The organism is Methylomicrobium agile, assembly GCF_000733855.1.
Lineage (GTDB): Bacteria > Pseudomonadota > Gammaproteobacteria > Methylococcales > Methylomonadaceae > Methylomicrobium > Methylomicrobium agile.
Genome location: NZ_JPOJ01000001.1, coordinates 1,579,104 through 1,596,103, shown reverse-complemented (window position 1 = coordinate 1,596,103; position 17,000 = coordinate 1,579,104). Strand labels below are relative to the sequence as shown.

At 54.9% G+C, this 17,000-nt stretch carries 16 protein-coding genes; 3 read left to right on the top strand and 13 right to left on the bottom strand.

The window, feature by feature from the left end:
- Nucleotides 1-60: 60 nt before the first annotated feature.
- From CC94_RS0107690 to mnmG, 7 genes are all read right to left on the bottom strand, one after another.
- The gene (locus CC94_RS0107690) at nucleotides 61-2,154 is read right to left on the bottom strand and encodes a cache domain-containing protein (RefSeq protein ID WP_005368614.1); all 2,094 of its coding nucleotides are present in this window, start codon (nucleotides 2,152-2,154) and stop codon (nucleotides 61-63) included.
- 8 nt (nucleotides 2,155-2,162) lie between these two features.
- A complete protein-coding gene (locus CC94_RS0107685; RefSeq protein WP_005368613.1) occupies nucleotides 2,163-3,425 on the bottom strand; it encodes a hypothetical protein in 1,263 nt (420 codons plus the stop codon).
- Nucleotides 3,425-3,790 (bottom strand): type 2 periplasmic-binding domain-containing protein, encoded by a 366-nt coding sequence (locus tag CC94_RS0107680; protein WP_051911400.1) that lies wholly within the window; start codon nucleotides 3,788-3,790, stop codon nucleotides 3,425-3,427. The genes CC94_RS0107685 and CC94_RS0107680 overlap by 1 nt, the downstream gene beginning before the upstream one ends.
- 655 nt (nucleotides 3,791-4,445) lie before the next feature.
- Entirely contained in the window at nucleotides 4,446-5,318 is an 873-nt protein-coding gene (locus CC94_RS0107675; protein WP_031430395.1) for a ParB/RepB/Spo0J family partition protein, read from the bottom strand.
- Nucleotides 5,319-5,321: 3 nt separating this feature from the next.
- Nucleotides 5,322-6,089, bottom strand: coding sequence for a ParA family protein (locus CC94_RS0107670; protein WP_005368606.1), 768 nt, complete (start codon nucleotides 6,087-6,089; stop codon nucleotides 5,322-5,324).
- Nucleotides 6,090-6,092: 3 nt separating this feature from the next.
- The gene (gene rsmG, locus CC94_RS0107665; RefSeq protein WP_031430393.1) at nucleotides 6,093-6,725 is read right to left on the bottom strand and encodes a 16S rRNA (guanine(527)-N(7))-methyltransferase RsmG; all 633 of its coding nucleotides are present in this window, start codon (nucleotides 6,723-6,725) and stop codon (nucleotides 6,093-6,095) included.
- The gene (gene mnmG, locus CC94_RS0107660) at nucleotides 6,725-8,596 is read right to left on the bottom strand and encodes a tRNA uridine-5-carboxymethylaminomethyl(34) synthesis enzyme MnmG (protein ID WP_005368602.1); all 1,872 of its coding nucleotides are present in this window, start codon (nucleotides 8,594-8,596) and stop codon (nucleotides 6,725-6,727) included. The genes rsmG and mnmG overlap by 1 nt, the downstream gene beginning before the upstream one ends.
- 83 nt (nucleotides 8,597-8,679) lie before the next feature.
- Between mnmG and CC94_RS21325 the strand changes: the two genes are divergently transcribed.
- Nucleotides 8,680-8,886, top strand: a complete 207-nt coding sequence (locus CC94_RS21325) for a DUF7230 family protein (protein WP_005368600.1) — start codon at nucleotides 8,680-8,682, stop codon at nucleotides 8,884-8,886.
- A gap of 307 nt (nucleotides 8,887-9,193) precedes the next feature.
- Here the strand turns inward: CC94_RS21325 and CC94_RS0107650 are convergent, their stop codons facing one another.
- The 3 genes from CC94_RS0107650 to trxA all read right to left on the bottom strand — a co-directional run bounded on the left by CC94_RS0107650 (nucleotide 9,194) and on the right by trxA (nucleotide 11,824).
- The gene (locus CC94_RS0107650) at nucleotides 9,194-10,021 is read right to left on the bottom strand and encodes an undecaprenyl-diphosphate phosphatase (protein ID WP_005368598.1); all 828 of its coding nucleotides are present in this window, start codon (nucleotides 10,019-10,021) and stop codon (nucleotides 9,194-9,196) included.
- Between the two features lie 34 nt (nucleotides 10,022-10,055).
- On the bottom strand, nucleotides 10,056-11,312 hold the full coding sequence (gene rho / locus CC94_RS0107645; protein WP_005368596.1) for a transcription termination factor Rho: 1,257 nt from the start codon (nucleotides 11,310-11,312) through the stop codon (nucleotides 10,056-10,058).
- A gap of 185 nt (nucleotides 11,313-11,497) precedes the next feature.
- Nucleotides 11,498-11,824 (bottom strand): thioredoxin TrxA, encoded by a 327-nt coding sequence (gene trxA, locus CC94_RS0107640; RefSeq protein ID WP_005368594.1) that lies wholly within the window; start codon nucleotides 11,822-11,824, stop codon nucleotides 11,498-11,500.
- A gap of 113 nt (nucleotides 11,825-11,937) precedes the next feature.
- Here trxA and CC94_RS0107635 point away from each other — a divergent pair, with 113 nt between their 5' ends.
- Nucleotides 11,938-13,242, top strand: a complete 1,305-nt coding sequence (locus CC94_RS0107635; RefSeq protein WP_005368592.1) for a DEAD/DEAH box helicase — start codon at nucleotides 11,938-11,940, stop codon at nucleotides 13,240-13,242.
- On the opposite strand, the gene yrfG is transcribed toward CC94_RS0107635, so the two are convergent.
- On the bottom strand, nucleotides 13,205-13,861 hold the full coding sequence (yrfG, locus tag CC94_RS0107630; RefSeq protein ID WP_005368590.1) for a GMP/IMP nucleotidase: 657 nt from the start codon (nucleotides 13,859-13,861) through the stop codon (nucleotides 13,205-13,207). The genes CC94_RS0107635 and yrfG overlap by 38 nt on opposite strands.
- Before the next feature lie 47 nt (nucleotides 13,862-13,908).
- On the opposite strand from yrfG, the gene nudE reads away from it, so the two are divergent.
- Nucleotides 13,909-14,463 carry an ADP compounds hydrolase NudE gene (gene nudE / locus CC94_RS0107625; protein ID WP_005368588.1) on the top strand — a complete coding sequence of 185 codons (555 nt, stop codon included), beginning with the start codon at nucleotides 13,909-13,911 and terminating at the stop codon, nucleotides 14,461-14,463.
- Here the strand turns inward: nudE and CC94_RS0107620 are convergent.
- Together CC94_RS0107620 and CC94_RS22945 are read right to left on the bottom strand one after the other, a co-directional pair.
- Complete coding sequence (locus tag CC94_RS0107620; protein ID WP_005368586.1) at nucleotides 14,458-16,152, bottom strand: BatD family protein; 1,695 nt, start codon at nucleotides 16,150-16,152, stop codon at nucleotides 14,458-14,460. The two genes, nudE and CC94_RS0107620, sit on opposite strands and share 6 nt — an antisense overlap.
- A 36-nt stretch (nucleotides 16,153-16,188) precedes the next feature.
- Nucleotides 16,189-16,952 (bottom strand): IS5 family transposase gene (locus CC94_RS22945; protein WP_157203402.1). Its coding sequence is split into 2 segments (ribosomal slippage): nucleotides 16,189-16,595 and nucleotides 16,595-16,952, totalling 765 coding nucleotides; the frame shifts between segments, so codons are not numbered across the junction.
- Nucleotides 16,953-17,000: the final 48 nt, after the last annotated feature.

Below are 17,000 nucleotides of genomic sequence, written 5' to 3'. Positions count from 1 at the left end.
GTCACTATAAACTCTAATCTACCTTGCTTAAGGTAAAAACTGTAAGGGAAATTTATCTTATTATCGAGCCTTCACGACGTTCTTGTTTAAAATGGATTCCTGATCAGAAAAATATAAACACCATCGTCCTTTACCGTTCTTTTTCGCTTCATACATCGCCATATCCACATTGACCATCAGCTCTTCCACATCCTTGCCATGTTGGGGCAGCAAGGCAATGCCGATACTTGCCGAAATCCGGTACTCTTTATTTCCGAACTGGAATTTACGCTCCTTCAACCGCTCATTCAGGGAAGCGGCGAAGGTTTCGGCCCCCACCTGTCCGGTTGTCGGCATCAACACAGCGAATTCGTCGCCGCCCAGCCGGGCGATCAGGTCGGATTTGCGCGCACGCGCACGGAGTTCATTGGCAAGAATGACCAGCAGCGCATCCCCGGCCGCATGACCGCTGCTATCGTTGATCGTTTTGAAATAATCCAGATCGAGCAGCAGCAGTGCGCTGGAATTACCGCTGCGTACCGCATCGGCAAAGCTTCTTTCGAGTTCTTCATGAAACCGCAGCCGATTTGCCAAACCCGTCAAAGGATCGTGGTGAGCAAGCCAGCGGCTGCGGTTTTCGGCCACGATACGGTCAGTCGCATCCATTCCGACGGACAGCACGACCGCGTCGTCTTGATACATGGAGCCTAGAAAAGTATGAATCCAGATAATATGGCGCAGTTCGCCGCTGGCATCGATAATCGACCCTTCGTGCTCGAGACGGTGCAGGGAAGACGAGAATAAATGGATCTGGTTGTTCTGATATTGCTCTTTGCCTTCGTTCCCTTCGAGCAGGTCGACGAACAGATTTTTCTTCAGGTGCTCCGGCGGACGTCCCAGCATTTCGGACATATACCGGTTTACCATGTGCAGCCTGCCGTCGCGCGTCTGCGTTAAAATCATCACCTGCACACTGTCCAGAATACCTTGAATGAAGTCTCTATCAGCAGCCAGGGCCAGCTGACTCTCCTCGATTTGATGCGTCAGGTCGATCGAAGTCTCATACAGCAAATCGATTTCGTCCTGTTTTTTGGGAAAGCGTCCCAACACATTGAACGCCTGATAAGCCTGTGCATACCATCCCCGCGCAACCAGAGGCAAGGTTTGTGCTAAATGGCTCAACCGTTGCAACGGCTTGCGCAGCAGCAAAAACAAAAAGACCTCGGCAAGCAGCAGCGACCCGAGTATCAAAAACAGACTGTTACGGTTGGTCGTTTTCAATGCAACCGTATCTTCCGTAACATCGGAGATGAAAACCAGATAACCCCTTGCACCGGAAATGATGTGCTTAAGAGGAACAACATGGAAGACATAAAAATTATCCTTCCATCGCAGCCAGACATCGGGGGGAATATCCTCCGGCGACGGGTAACGCTCCGACAGATCCTCAATGAAGGGCCTTAATGCCGAAGCATGGGTCAAGGCAGCGGTATACAAGCCCCATCCCGGAAAAACCTGTTCCATCCTTTCGATACTGGCCGGCACCAAAATGCCTATATCCACGCCGGTTGCGGTAGAAAACTCCATTACCAAGTCGGTAATGCGTTGGCTCATGCCGATGAATCCGACGTGTTCGCCATCCGCCAGCAATGGCATCACCACGTTCAGTTCGCATTGCAGCTGGCAGTCTAAAACAGCCCCCGGCTGTTCGCTCTGTTTCGCATGCGCAATGGCGTCCATCATCGATTGCATCGAAACGGCACTGCTGCTATCCGGTGCCCAATTCCAGCGGATCGCGCCCTGCTTATCGAAAATAACGATTCTTTCGACATCCAACTCGTAACGCACGCTGGAGAACTTTCGTTCGAGTTCAGTTGACCGAATCGTACCGTCGTGCGACTTCAATCGGTCCGACAAATTGCCCAACGAGGCAATCACGATGCTGAGACGCTGCAGCCGATCTACCGAATGTTTAATCAAGCCCTTCAATTCAGCGGTCCAGGACGCCTGGCTTTGCGCATACTGCGCTTTAACCTGTGCCTTCAGATACCAGTAATTCAACGCGCCAAAAGCTACACCCAAGGAAAGCAGCAATAAGCTCAGCGACGCCAGCCACTTGCGATGTAAGCTCGAGAAGCGCGGCTTATGCCTGACTTTATATAAATCCTCAACCATTTAAAAATTTAAAACCGAAATGACAGCATTGTAGTAAACAGACTAAAATGCGGCGAGGTTCCGGGGTTATTCAGTGTGGGGTTATCCTTCTCATTCAACCAAGCAGTACCATTCACATAATGATAATCAACCGCCAACAAAAAATTACGTGCGAATTCCCAGCGCACGCCCGCAGTTAAATCCCTCGCGTAAAAACGATGAGGAGCGACCCTTCCACCTGTCATTTGCGACATCTCTCTACCATCTCGGTCGTCGCGGTTGAGATGTAATACATCATAGCGAAGCACCGCCGAAAAATCTGGAGTAAAACGGTATTCGCCCTGTAAATAAAAGTTTTCGGATGTATTTTGCTTCCAGGTAGGAAAATTTTGTAACGATGGAGAATAACCACTACGTTGGCTATCGATCCACCCATATTCGGCTGTCAATGACCATTTTTCCGCATTATACTGTGCCGAAAACAGCGGAAAGGTAATTTTAGTATTACCGTTCTGATAAAACGCATTCGATGAATGAAAATCGCGCTCAATATCGACGATAGAAAACAATAACTTTACACGTCCCCCCATCCATTCATAAAAACTTCTTCCTATAAACGCAGGGCGTCCTCCAAAACTCCCCTGCGCCGCAGGTAAAACCGAAGGGATGCCTGTCCAAAATGCTGCAACTCCCCCTGTGTTGTCTTGAGTCTCGAAAGTCAGAAACTCCAAGCCATACCTGTGTTCACCATGGGTATAACGACCGTAGAGCGCTCCTCCGTCACCCGAAAGCATCCCCTGACGCAAGGCTAGCGCATCGAAATAAATCGACTGAGGTAATAACACGGTGGGTCGAGTCCACAAAACATCGCGGGTATCATTATATAAGCCGAACGGAAGCTTAACCCGCCCGCCGCGAACCCCCATTATCAAAGCTGAATCCAAAAATGCATGGCTATAATCCGCCTGCGCAAAATCGAGACGAACGCCTTGCGTATCAGAACCGCCCGCATCCCGATATAAACCTTGGGCAGAAATTAACAAATTAGGTAACGGTTTTACAGAAGTTGTAAGGCCCATTTCCCTAAAATCCAAACTGACATCGCGGCTCGAACCGAAAACCTGATTATGATCGGTATAAGTCACACCTTGACCGGCAAAACCGTGTACCTGCACCTTTCCGTCCAGCCATTCCAGTGCCGCAACGGCTGTAGGCATCAATAGAGCCAATAAGGAGCAAAGAATCATCGGAGCAGCTTTGCCGAAAATAACATCAAAGTTGACTGATCTCATCAATGATCTCCTGATATGGTCTCTGTATAACCGATAGCGCCTGGCGTAGACTCAATGCGTGCGCGCATTTCTTCTTCCGATTCCACGGTAGTGGGGGAGACGCCGGTACCTGAAAAAACCAGCCGGTCCCAGGCCGAGCGGAGTTGGAACGGATAGACGCCCAAAATTTCTTTCGCAAAACGAATGTGCAAGGGGTGATTATCCGGAAGCACGAACACATGAATAGGGGTGCCGTCAGGCCAGGTACTCAGCCGCATGAAGAATATTTCGCGTATCGTCTCGGTAGTCAGCTGTTTGGCGTTTTTGGTGGAGTCGAGCAAGCGAACTTTTGAATCATCCGCCTGCAAGGCCATTGTCGGCAGCATAACCGCCGACAAAACGACAGCCCGGCGCAAATTGACTAAGACAAGAAAAAAGCCTGGCTGGATGCGACAATCAGACGGACTCGCGTAGCGTTTTTGCTAAACCACCCGGAGCTAGGCCGCTGCATGGGAATTCCCAAAAAAATGAAGAAGCTCGGACAATTCAGCCGAATCGAGACGTAAAGCGTAGAGAGGAAATAGGATCGACGACCGGCCCTGCAATTTGCAATGTTGCCGCCCGGATACAGAAAAAACGGAAAATCGATTGTTACAAAGCCAGCCCTCCTTAATCCCGGCATGAATCATTGAAACAATAAACCCTTCAAAGCAATACGCATACCCGCGCCGCAAGGCATGCCTCACTTCGTCAATGAAAAATAAATCGCTGTATTTCATGGTCAGAATATAGCACAGCTTCGCATTTGTTAAACCTTATGCGGCCCCTTCCCCTGTTATTAAAAGGGACATTCTTGCCTAAACCTGTCCCGTCTTTCCGGAAGCTGGAGCAGGAAATTGAAAAAGCTCGAGCCCGAACTTTTTAAATGGTATTTATAAGAGGGAAAGTTTTTGGCCGTCAACTGAAAATTCAGCCAACGCGTGAAGGAGGGAATGCTTTCGTCTGCCTGCGTCAAACGAAAGCGGAACTGGAAAGGAAAGCTTATTTGATCTGCCCGATGATCCCATCGAGCTCTTCCAGGCTGGAATAAGCGATGATCAGCTTGCCGGCGCCGTTTTTTTTATGGTCGATCGAAACCTTCGCACCCAAGCGGGAAGTCAGGTCTTCCTGCAGGCGCAGAGTATCCCGATCGATGATTTTGATTTTTTTCGTCTCGTCCTCAGGCGACTGAAGCTCCCTGACCAACCGTTCGGCGGCCCGGACCGTCAAACCTTCCTTGTCGATTTTATACGCGGCGGCGACCTGTTTCTGTCCTTCCAAGCCGAGCAGGGCGCGCGCATGGCCCATTTCGATATGTTTATTCAACAGCAGCTTTTTGACTTCCGGGTGCAAATCCAAAAGCCGCAATAAATTGGTCACGGTCACCCGCGATTTGCCGACCGCATCGGCGATCTGTTGATGGGTCATGCCGAACTCGTCGAGCAGGCGCGCCAACGCTTCCGCTTCTTCGAGCGGATTCAAATCTTCGCGCTGGATGTTTTCGATCAACGCGACCGCCATCGCGGTACGGTCGTCGATCTCCTTCACCACGACCGGCACTTCGTGTAATCCGGCCAGTTGCGCCGCGCGCCAGCGCCGCTCGCCGGCAACGATTTCGTATTTTTCGCTTTCGAGCTTGCGCACCACGACCGGCTGGATCACACCCTGCGCCTTGATCGAATCGGCCAGTTCCTGCAGTTTTTCCGGATTGATGTCCCGGCGCGGCTGGTATCTGCCGCGTTGCAGAAACTCGACAGGCAGCGCTTGCAACGCGTGCGAAGGGGCTGAAGACAGCGTTACTTCCGGTTTAGTAATTGAAACATCGCCGAGCAATGCATCGAGGCCGCGGCTTAATCCACGTTTCTTGATCGACATGCGCTACTTCTTCTCTTTTCTCAACATTTCACCGGCCAGCGCGAGATAGGCCAACGCGCCCCGTGAAGTTTTGTCGTAGGCCAAAACCGGCAACCCGTGGCTCGGCGCTTCGGCGAGACGGACATTCCTCGGCACGCAAGTGCGGAACACTTTGTCCCCGAAGTATTCGACCAATTGTTCGGAGACATCCTTGGTCAGGCGGCTGCGGTCGTCGAACATGGTCCGTAAAATACCTTCCAGATGCAGTTCGGGATTGACCGTATTCTGGATGCTTTTGACCGTGCTCATCAAGGCCGACAAGCCTTCCAGAGCATAATATTCGCACTGCATCGGAATCAGCACGCTGTTCGCCGCGACCAGCGCATTCAAGGTCAGCATGTTCAAGGAAGGTGGACAATCGATCAGGATATAATCGTACTGCGTCTTGATCGGCATCAGCACTTCGGCCAGCCGCCGCTCCCGGCGCTCGGCGTCCATCAGCGCGACTTCGGCCGCGGTCAGATCGCCGTTGCCCGCGATCACCGAGAAGCCGAGCTCCGGCAGTTTGATCACGGTTTGCTCGGCCGGCACTTCTTCGACTAAGAGATGGTAGCTGGAATAGAGGACTTTCTGTTTGTCGACCCCGCAGCCCATCGCCGCATTGCCTTGCGGATCGAGATCCACGAGCAGCACGCGGCGCTTGGCCGCCGCCAGCGAGGCCGTCAGATTGACACTGGTCGTCGTCTTGCCGACCCCGCCTTTTTGATTGGTTACCGCAATAACTTTTGTCACACTTTATCCTACAGGGATTGCTTCATTTTGAATGATCACCAGGCAACGCTCCGCCTCGACGCCGGGCGTCGCGAGCGGGACAACGGACGATTTTACCTTAACTGCCGCCAGTTCATCCCGTGGATTTTGCCCTTTCATCGCCAATAACACGCCGTGCTCGTCGAGTAAGTGCGCCGTGGTCTTCAGGATGTCCGGCAACCCGGCGAACGCCCGGGTGATCACCGTATCGAATTTTCGCTCCGGCCGAAAGGCTTCGGCCCGGCTATGGCAAACCTCGACATTGCCGAGTTTCAGTTCCAACACCGCCTGCTGTACGAAGCGGGTTTTTTTCGCATTGCTGTCGAGCAAGGTAAATGACGTTTCGGGCAAAAAAATCGCCAGCGGAATGCCCGGCAAGCCGGCGCCGGTACCGATATCGATCACGCGCCCTCCTTTTGTGTAAGGAAGAACGGCGAGGCTGTCCAGAAGATGCAGCCGCGCCATGTCTTCGAGGTTCCGGATCGCGGTCAGGTTATAAGCCTTGTTCCATTTTTCGATCAGCTTCAGAAAGACGAGCAACCGGTCGATTTGCGCTTCGTTCCATGAAATCCGCAGCGTATCCAGGCCGGTTTCGAGAATACGTCGGCAAGACTCCATCAGGCGCTTTTCTTTTTCAGATAGATCAAAAGCAGCGAAATCGCCGCCGGCGTGATACCGGGAATCCGCGAAGCCTGGCCCAGGGTTTCCGGACGTTGCTTGCGCAGTTTTTCGCTGACTTCGTTCGAAAGCCCCGGCACGCCGGCATAATCGAGCGTCTCGGGCAGGCGCAGGTGATCGTAGCGCAGCGCCCGGTCGATTTCGCTCTGCTGGCGGACGATATAACCCGCATACTTGGCCTGGATTTCGACCTGTTCGCCGACCTGTTCGGGCACTTCCGTGCCTTTGTCGCAGAACGACAGCAACCGAGCCACATCGACTTCCGGACGGCGCAGCATTTCCAGTAGATTCACTTCTTTCTGGATCGGCTTGCCCCAATAGGCTTCGGCCGCGGAGGCCGCCTCGGTTTCCGGCCGGATCCATTGCTTTTTCAAGCCGTCCTGCAATGCGCCGATCGCGTTCTGTTTGTCTTCGAACGCGCGCCAGCGTTCGTCGTCGACCAGCCCCAAGACACGGCCCTGCGGCGTCAGCCTGAGATCGGCATTGTCTTCGCGCAACTGCAGCCGGTATTCGGCGCGGCTGGTGAACATCCGGTACGGCTCTTGCGTTCCGCGCGTGATTAAATCGTCGATCATCACCCCGATATAGGCTTCGTCGCGGCGCGGGCACCAGCTTTCCTTGTCCTGCACCAAAAGCGCCGCATTCAAGCCGGCGATCAAGCCTTGCGCGGCCGCTTCTTCGTAGCCGGTCGTGCCGTTGATCTGGCCCGCGAAAAACAGGCCGTGCATATGCTTGGTTTCGAGCGAGGTCTTCAAATCGCGAGGATCGAAGAAGTCGTATTCGATCGCGTAGCCGGGGCGGACAATTTCGGCGTTCTCGAAACCGTGCATCGAACGCACGAACTCGTACTGCACATCGAACGGCAGGCTGGTCGAAATCCCGTTCGGGTAAATCTCGTGCGTATCGAGCCCTTCCGGCTCAACAAAGATCTGGTGCGTATCGCGGTCGGCAAAACGCACGATCTTGTCTTCGATCGACGGGCAGTAACGCGGCCCGATCCCTTCGATGATGCCGGAATAGAGCGGCGAACGGTCGAGCCCGTTACGGATGATGTCGTGCGTTCTGGCATTCGTACGCGTGATATAACAAGGGATCTGACGCGGATGCTGCTCGCGCCGGCCGAGGAACGAAAACACCGGCACCGGATCGTCGCCGTGCTGCACATCGAGTTTGGAAAAATCGATCGTGCGCCCGTCGATCCGCGGCGGGGTGCCGGTCTTCAGGCGGTCGACCCGAAACGGCAATTCGCGCAGCCGCTGCGCCAGCGCGATCGAGGCCGCATCGCCGGCGCGGCCGCCGCTATAATTTTCGAGACCGATATGAATCTTGCCGGCCAGAAATGTGCCTGCCGTCAATACGACCGCCCGCGCGTTGAAACTCAGGCCCATTTCGGTCTTCACCCCGACGACCCGCTCGCCTTCCACGATCAGGTCGGCCACCGTTTGCTGGAACAGCGCCAAGTTCGGCTGGTTTTCGAGCATATGGCGCACCGCCTGCTTATAGAGCCGCCGGTCGGCCTGCGCGCGCGTGGCCCGGACCGCCGGCCCTTTGCTGGCGTTCAGAATCCGGAACTGGATGCCGCCGAGATCGATCGCCCGCGCCATGCAGCCGCCGAGCGCATCGATCTCTTTGACCAGATGCCCCTTGCCGATCCCGCCGATAGCCGGATTGCAGCTCATCTGACCGAGCGTTTCGATATTCTGCGTCAACAGCAGCGTCTTCACGCCACAGCGGGCAGCCGCCAACGCGGCTTCGGTGCCGGCATGGCCGCCGCCGACCACGATCACGTCAAAATCTTTTTTGAATTTCACAACTGTTTTCTTATCAAACGGGCTGTTATAGTAAACCGGTTTTCCGAAGCCGGAAAACGATGCACTATTATAAGAGGTAAACGATGAAAAAACGTAGAAATTTGAATGAAATAGAAAATATGCAACGGTTGAATCCGGTCGCGAAGCATGCGCACCGGTTTAACAAGGCGAAGGTTTTCGAGGATAAAAGCCAATACCGCCGTAAAGCCAAACACCCCAAGCAGGAGGCTTTCCCAAAAGTTCTCGAACGAATTTTCGGCAAAGCTCCCTGTTTGGCGAAAGCGGCCTGATCGTTCCCACCGCGGCGCGCGTCATCAGACACCTCGCAGCGCGACAACGGCGTAGAGACGTGCTTTAAACACAACCTTCAGTAGGGTACGCCATGCGTACCATTGGAGAGGTGAAAAGGTACGCACAGCGTACCCTACTGCGGCTTGTGCCCTTTAGGGTGTAACATCTGAACAAAAGAAAGATATCATGCAAGTGCTCGGCAACATCCCGGCTTATTTCATTCACCTGAGCCTTCGCATCATGAACATCTTTCAACGCCTTATCGGCAATCGTACCGATAAACTTCGTTGCATGGACTGCTGCCGCTTAACCGCCGCTCCAGTCCACCCAGCCCATCTGCGCCGAGAGCAGCACCAACACCCCGAATGCAATCCGATAATAGGCAAACACCGAAAAATCGTGCCGACTGATAAAACGCAGCAAACCGCGTACTGCCAGAAAGGCGCTGATGAACGACACCGTGCCGCCGACCGCGAACAGGTCGAGGTCGCTCGCGCTGAACAGCGCGCGGTGCTTATAAACGTCATAGAAAGTCGCCGCGAACATGGTCGGAATGGCCAGGAAAAACGAGAACTCGGTCGCCGCGCGGCGGGAAAGCCCGAAAAACAGGCCGCCGATGATCGTGGCTCCGGAACGCGAAGTACCGGGAACCATCGCGACGGCCTGCGCGAAACCGACCTTCAATGCGTCGCGCCAGGTCATGTCGTCGATCGTCTCGGCGTTAATCTTGTGCTCGCGGCGTTCGGCCCAGAGAATCAGAAAACCGCCGACGATAAAGGCCGAAGCCACCACGAAAGGATTGAACAGATAGGTTTTGATCTGCTTCAAAAACAAAAAGCCGAGGATCGCGGCCGGCAAAAACGCCACGATCATGTTGATCGCGAGCCGTTGCGACACCGGCTCGGTTCTAATGCCGGTCAGCGTGTGCCAGAGCCGGCTCCGGTATTCCCAGACCACCGCCAGGATCGCCGCGAACTGGATCGCGATTTCGAAGACCTTGCCTTTTTCGTCGTTGAATCCCAGCAACTGGCCGGCCAGGATCAAGTGCCCGGTCGACGATACCGGCAAAAATTCGGTCAAGCCTTCGACGATACCCAAAATCAGAGCATCCCATAGCACATGAAGATCGGTCATAAGTATGCTCCCTGATAGCCTGACGGATGAAGGCTCAACGCTTCATCGATTCGAAAAATTCGGCATTGGTCTTGAAATCTTTCAGTTTACCGATCAGGAATTCGGAGGCTGCGGTTTCGTCCATCGGTTGCAGGATTTTGCGCAGGATCCAGGTTTTTTGCAGCGTGTCCGGATCGACCAGGTATTCTTCGCGGCGGGTGCCGGAACGGTTGATGTTGATCGCCGGGTAAATCCGCTTTTCCGCGATCTTGCGGTCGAGGTGCAGCTCCATGTTGCCGGTGCCCTTGAATTCTTCGTAGATCACCTCGTCCATCCGCGAGCCGGTGTCGATCAGTGCGGTCGCGATGATCGTCAGGCTGCCGCCTTCTTCGATGTTACGGGCCGCGCCGAAGAAGCGTTTCGGCTTTTCGAGCGCATTGGCGTCGACGCCGCCGGTCAGAATCTTGCCGGAAGAGGGTACGACCGTGTTATAGGCGCGAGCCAGACGGGTGATCGAGTCTAACAGGATAACTACATCGTGCTTGTGCTCGACCAGACGGCGCGCCTTTTCGATCACCATTTCGGCGACTTGCACATGGCGGGTCGGCGGCTCGTCGAATGTACTTGAAATTACTTCGCCGCGCACGCAGCGTTCCATTTCGGTCACTTCCTCAGGACGTTCGTCGATCAGCAGTACGATCAGGTAACATTCGGGATTCTTTTCCGCAATTGCCTGCGCCAGGGCTTGCAGGATCATCGTCTTGCCGGCTTTCGGCGGCGACACGATCAAGCCGCGCTGGCCCTTGCCGATCGGCGCGACCAAATCGATGATGCGGCCGGTGATGTCTTCGGTGGCGCCGTTGCCTTGTTCGAGCACGAAACGCTCATGCGCGAACAGCGGAGTCAGGTTCGAGAAATGAATCTTGTTTTTGGTGTTTTCGGGCGGCTCGAAGTTGATCTCTTCGACCTTGAGCATCGCGAAATAACGCTCATTGTCTTTCGGCGGCCGAATCTTACCGCTGATCGTGTCGCCGGTCTTCAACGAAAAGCGCCGGATCTGACTCGGCGAAACGTAAATATCGTCGGGGCCGGCCAGATAGGAACAACCGGGGGTACGCAAAAAACCAAAACCGTCCTGCAAAATTTCGAGCACGCCGTCGCCATAGATATCGTCGCCGGCCTTCGCCTGCTTTTTCAGGATCGCGAAAATCAGATCCTGTTTGCGCGATCGGGCAACGTTCTCGAGGCCGAGCGATTCGGCGATTTCGATGACTTCACTGATTTGCTTTAGTTTTAACTCGGTAAGATTCATATAAAGGAGGGCTCGACAAAGCGACTGCGGCGCTAGGCCACACGTGCTTACAATAGGATTAGAATTCAGGGATGCAGATTATCGGACGAATAGAGTGAAGCGCGCTGGAATCAGCGCACTCCGTAAGTATAACGCAATAAAAGGAGCCCGTCCAGTGACGGGACGGAGCGAATCGAAAGAATCGCTCAAATATTGCTATTGAGGAAAGCGGTTAGCTGCGATTTGGTCAAGGCGCCGACTTTGGTGGCCTCGACTTCGCCGTCCTTGAACAGCATCAGAGTTGGAATGCCGCGCACGCCGTAGTGCTGAGGGGTTTTCGGATTTTCGTCGATATTGATCTTCACGACCGTCAATTTACCCACAAAGTCGGCCGCGATTTCATCGAGAACCGGGGCGATCATTTTGCAAGGTCCGCACCATTCAGCCCAGTAATCCACCAATACAGGCCCTTTAGCCTTGATAACCTTTTCGTTAAATTCGCTATCGCTTACATGAAGGACTGAGTCGCTCACGCTATTTCTCCAACAATAAAAAAAATTCAACTATAGGAGGGAAGACTGCCGGAGTCAATCAATTTCTAGCTCCGGGTTCAGCCGATCCGATTTTTACGTTATCCTATTAGGATATGAGTAAAACACATCTGACCGAAACCCGATTTTCCAACCTCGAATTATCCGATTCGATCCTCAACAGCCTGGACAGCGCAGGCTTCAAATGCTGCACGCCGATCCAGGACCGGGCGCTGCCGCTGCTGCTCAGGGACCGCGACATTGCGGGCCAGGCGCAAACGGGAACCGGCAAAACCGCGACGTTCCTGCTCGCGACCTTCCAGCGGCTGTTGAACGATACGGAAGCCAAGGAAGCCGCCAATCAGCCGATCAAAAACCCTCGCGCGCTGATTCTGGCGCCGACCCGGGAACTCGCCATCCAGATTCACAAGGATGCGCTGCTGTTGAGCGAGCATCTGCCCCTGAAGTTCGCGTTGATCTACGGCGGCACCGACTACCAAAAGCAGCTCGACAAGATCAAATCGAACGTCGACGTGATCATCGGCACGCCGGGGCGGATCATCGATTTCTACAAACAGCAGGCTTTCAGCCTCGACCACATCCAGGCCAGTGTGCTCGACGAAGCGGACCGGATGTTCGACCTGGGTTTCATCAAGGACATCCGCTACCTGCTCCGGCGCATGCCGCCGCGCGACCAGCGCCTGAACATGCTGTTTTCGGCGACCCTGTCGTACAAGGTCACCGAGCTGGCTTACGAGCACATGAACAACCCGGTGCTGATCAAGATCGAAACCGAAACGGTCACCTCCCGATCGATCAAACAGACTGCGTTCTGCCCTTCGAACGAGCAAAAAATACCGCTTTTGATCGGTATCCTGCAACAATACCAGCCGCAGCGCAGCATCATCTTTGTCAATACCAAGCGTTGCGCGGAGCTGCTGGACGACACCCTGACCGCGAACGGCTTCAAAACGGCGGCCTTGAGCGGCGACGTACCGCAGGAAAAGCGCCAGCGGCTGTTGAACGACTTTCAGGAAAACAATGTCAGCCTGCTGATCGCCACCGACGTCGCGGCGCGCGGCCTGCATATTCCGGACGTTTCGCACGTAATCAACTACGACCTGCCGCAGGATGTGGAAGACTATGTGCACCGGATCGGCCGCACCGCCCGTTTCGGGGCCTCGGGCGAAGCGATCAGCTTCATCTGCGAGGAATACGCCTATTCGATGCCGGACATCGAAGCGTACATCGGGGAAAAGGTGCCGGTCCAGGCGGTCACGCAGGAACTCCTGGCGCAGGACGTGATCCTGCCGGAAAGGAAACCGCGTCCGCCGCAGGGCGACAAACCGCACCGGCGCCAGAGAAACGGCAAGCCCCGGCCGCCTAAAGCCCCAGCATCAGCTCCCGAAAATCCTCGATAGCCCGGTAATCGATAATCACTTTTTTCGGCTGCCGGGAATCGGGCCGGCTGACCGAAAGCAAATGTTCGATTCCGAATGTCCGGGCTGAATTCAACACCGCCAGGCTGTCGTCGATCAGCAACGTGCGGCGCTTATCGAAAGGGTGGTACCGGCTCAGCCAATCCCAAAACCCGGGATGCTCCTTCGGCCTGCCCGAGGCGTGCGAACTGACGATTTCGTCGAAGAAGGCGTGCAGGCAGGTCTTTTCCATCTTGAGCCCGAGGCTGCCGGGATGCGCATTCGTGACCAACAGCACTTTTCGCGGCGTGCGCCTGACCGCTTCGAGAAATTCGGCCACATGCGGCAGCACGCCGATCAGGCCGGCGATTTCGGCTTTGAGCCCCGCGATGTCCAGTTCCAACGCCCGGCTCCAGTAATCCAGGCAATACCATTCCAGTTTGCCTTCCATGCTTTTGAACAGCGGTATCAGCCGCTCCTTGGCCTCTTCGAGCGTCAGGCCGTTCTTTTCAGCATAGTTCAGCGGCACGAATTCCTTCCAGAAATGATTGTCGAAATTCAAATCCAGCAAAGTGCCGTCCATGTCCAGCAAAACGGTGTCAATTTTGTTCCAATCGATCATAATAGGCGCGGTACAATGAAAAATCTCCGATTCAAAATCATAACACCGTGGCCGACAAACCAACCATCCTGAACAAGACCACCGTCGCGCAAAGCCGCCTGTTCCATATCGAAGCGATCGAGATCCGATTCAGCAACGGCGTGCAGCGCAGTTTCGAACGGCTGACCCGGGGCAGGCCGGGCGGCGCGGTATTGATCGTGCCGATGCTCGACGACGACACCGTGCTGCTGGTTCGGGAATATTCGGCTGGCGTGCACCGCTACGAGCTGGGGCTGCCGAAAGGCAAGACCGATCCCGGCGAATCGTTTCTCGAAGCCGCGAATCGGGAACTGAAGGAAGAAGTCGGTTTCGGCGCGCACCGGCTGCATCATCTGAGTTCGTTTTCACTCGCACCGTCCTATCTGGAGCACATGACCGAGATCATCCTGGCCGAAGATCTCTACGAAGAAAAACTGCCGGGGGACGAGCCCGAAGAACTGGAAGTGGTACCCTGGAAACTCTCCGAAATCAACGCCCTGCTCGCGACCGGCGAATGCACCGAAGCGCGTTCGATCGCGGCGCTGTTCATGGCGCTCGAATATTTGAAAGCGCGCGTCTTATAGACGGAACAGCGGCTCCAGGGCCTCGTGCCCGGCCTTCGTCCACTGTTCCCGCGCCTGGTTTTCGGTAAAGGCCTGATACAGTTTCTTACCCTGCCACGGCTCCGCTTCCCGGCTGTACAGCGCTTTATTCAACGCCAGAATTTCATCCCTGAGCCGCGCATCGCAAAAAGCGGCAACTTCACCCAGACTGTTCGCATCAAGTTTCTGCCGCCCCCACGCCAGCAGCGCGTTTTTGGCTGCTGAAGCAGCGTTATCCGCACAGGCTTTTTTCAGGTTTTTGCGGTATTCGTTTAAAGTCTCGGCCGCCGGCTGTTCATCCTTACCCGCCTCGGTCCGGGGACGACGACGTACCAGAAAAAAGGCCAGCGTCGCAAGCCACCCGGCCGCCAGCCCGGCGGAAACCCAGATCCAGATGTTCTGCGCGGCCGTCCGGCTTTCGATCGCCACGGGCGTCCGCACGGCTTCCGGCGCAGCCGGCAAGGGCCGCGCTTCGGTTCCGGGAAGCGCGGAAGCCGCAGCGGCCACTTCGATCGCGGTTTCCGGAATCTTCGCAATTTCCATTTGCCGAGTCCGCGTATTGAACCAGGGAATTTCGATCCCAGGCAGCTTGAAAGACCCGGCCTTCGACGGAATCAGCGCGATCTTTTCCTGGCGTCTGGCCGTCAAGCCGTCGGCATTTTTTTCTTCCTGTAGCACCGGTTGATCCGGGTAGGATTTGACCGCCTCTTCCGGAGCGGAATGATGCAGTTCAGGCAATTGTCCGACCGTACTGCCTTTTGCCCACAGCGTCAGCGTGCGGGTCAAAGGCTCGCCGACTTTCATCCTGCGCGCATCGCCGGACCACTCTTCCTTCAGCTCCAGTTGCTCGGCGGCCAGCCAATGCTGGCCGGTAAAGGAGGAGGGCGCCGGTTTGACCATCAGACTGACCGCCTTCGAAGAAACGCGCTGGGTCCGGGTGAGACTCGAACCGAAAAACCCGTTGAAAGCCGACCGCGCATGGGTCATCACTTCCGCGGTCAGCACGAGCGGCGGAATCGTGATCATCCCGCTTTTTTGCGGAAAAATCGCATAGCGGCGTTCGGTGACCATATAATCGACGCCTTCCACTTGAGTCTGAAAATTTTTGTCGTCACCCAGTTTCTCGATCAATGCATCGGCCTGCTCCGGCTCGTCGATCGTCGCCCGCGCAATCTCGACCTTTGTATATATCCTTACCGTGTACAGAATCTGCGCCTGCACATAGGGATTTTCCGGCGTCGCCTCGACCTCGATAAAAATGTCTTCTTCGTTGCTCGAATTGCCGTTCGCGGAATGTCCGTTTACTACCAGCACAGTCGGCTCGCTCGCGTCCTTTCCGAAACTGACCGGCGGTACCTCCAGACGTCCCGGATGCTTGGCCATCACCGTCAAAGTCCAGCGTATGCTTCGGGTCATCTTCCCGTTGATCAAAGAGACGCTGTTGCTGCTGCTCTGCGAGAGCACCTCGAAATTCTCTTCGAGCGGGCTGAAATCGGGTTCGCCGTCCGGCGCGGCATCGGCGTTGAAGATGAGCTGAAACGACTCGTCGATATTGACCGGATTGCGGTCGAAAGTCGCCTGGATAGTGGCCGCGACCGCCGCCTCGATGGTCAGCGCCTGCCATAATAACAGCCACAGGACTGTCCAGCTTCGCTTGATTTTTTTATCCATGGACGGAATTCCTCTGCGTCTGACTATATAGCGTCGTCATAAGATAGCAGCCCAAAGAGCCATGCAGCGAATCTGCACGGCGGCCAAGAATGAATCAGTGTTTTTGGCATATCGAGTGGCAATCCCTCTCCATCGTTTCAAGTGCAAAAAGGCGTTTTCCACTAAATGGCGAAGACGGTATAGAGCCTTGTCATAACCCCGTGGCTGAATGCGATTCTTCTTGGGCGGGATGACGACGTTCATCTGCTGTGCGGCAGCCTTATCAACAATAGCATCGGTATCGTAACCTCTATCTGCTAGCAGATGCCCGGCATCCAAGCCATCGATCAAGGTTGAAGCCTGTGTGCAATCAGCAGTGGTACCTGCTGTAATAACGACTCTGAGCGGCATACCATGCGCATCCACGGCCAGATGTATCTTACTGTTGAGCCCCCTTTTGTGATCGCCATGTCCTGGTTACCCCCTTTGGCTCCGGCCGCATGCGGATGCACTTTGATATGGCTGGCATCAATCATCAGCCATTCATAATCGGGCTCAGTCACCCGTTGTTCCAGCAGCGACTCCCAAATGCCTTTATCTCGCCAGCGACAAAACCGGCGATGGGTATTTTTCCAATCGCCATAGTCTGGCGGCAAGTCGCGCCACGGTGCGCCGGTGCGTAAAATCCAAAAAACAGCATTGATAAACAATCGGTTATCGCGGGCTTTACCGCCCCAGGCGCCTTCACGTCCAGGCAAACGGGGTTCCAATAATTGCCAGACTCGATCCGATATATCGTGTCGACGATGTGCTGATTTCATCAACTGCTCCCTTCAAAATAGTGTAGTAGCGTGATTATCTCATAACCT

Coding starts and splice junctions, on each gene's coding strand:
- CC94_RS0107690 (WP_005368614.1), bottom strand. CDS start 2,154: ATGGTTGAGGATTTATATAAAGTCAGGCATAAGCCGCGCTTCTCGAGC.
- CC94_RS0107685 (WP_005368613.1), bottom strand. CDS start 3,425: ATGAGATCAGTCAACTTTGATGTTATTTTCGGCAAAGCTGCTCCGATG.
- CC94_RS0107680 (WP_051911400.1), bottom strand. CDS start 3,790: ATGCTGCCGACAATGGCCTTGCAGGCGGATGATTCAAAAGTTCGCTTG.
- CC94_RS0107675 (WP_031430395.1), bottom strand. CDS start 5,318: ATGTCGATCAAGAAACGTGGATTAAGCCGCGGCCTCGATGCATTGCTC.
- rsmG (WP_031430393.1), bottom strand. CDS start 6,725: ATGGAGTCTTGCCGACGTATTCTCGAAACCGGCCTGGATACGCTGCGG.
- CC94_RS21325 (WP_005368600.1), top strand. CDS start 8,680: ATGAAAAAACGTAGAAATTTGAATGAAATAGAAAATATGCAACGGTTG.
- CC94_RS0107650 (WP_005368598.1), bottom strand. CDS start 10,021: ATGACCGATCTTCATGTGCTATGGGATGCTCTGATTTTGGGTATCGTC.
- rho (WP_005368596.1), bottom strand. CDS start 11,312: ATGAATCTTACCGAGTTAAAACTAAAGCAAATCAGTGAAGTCATCGAA.
- CC94_RS0107635 (WP_005368592.1), top strand. CDS start 11,938: ATGAGTAAAACACATCTGACCGAAACCCGATTTTCCAACCTCGAATTA.
- yrfG (WP_005368590.1), bottom strand. CDS start 13,861: ATGATCGATTGGAACAAAATTGACACCGTTTTGCTGGACATGGACGGC.
- CC94_RS0107620 (WP_005368586.1), bottom strand. CDS start 16,152: ATGGATAAAAAAATCAAGCGAAGCTGGACAGTCCTGTGGCTGTTATTA.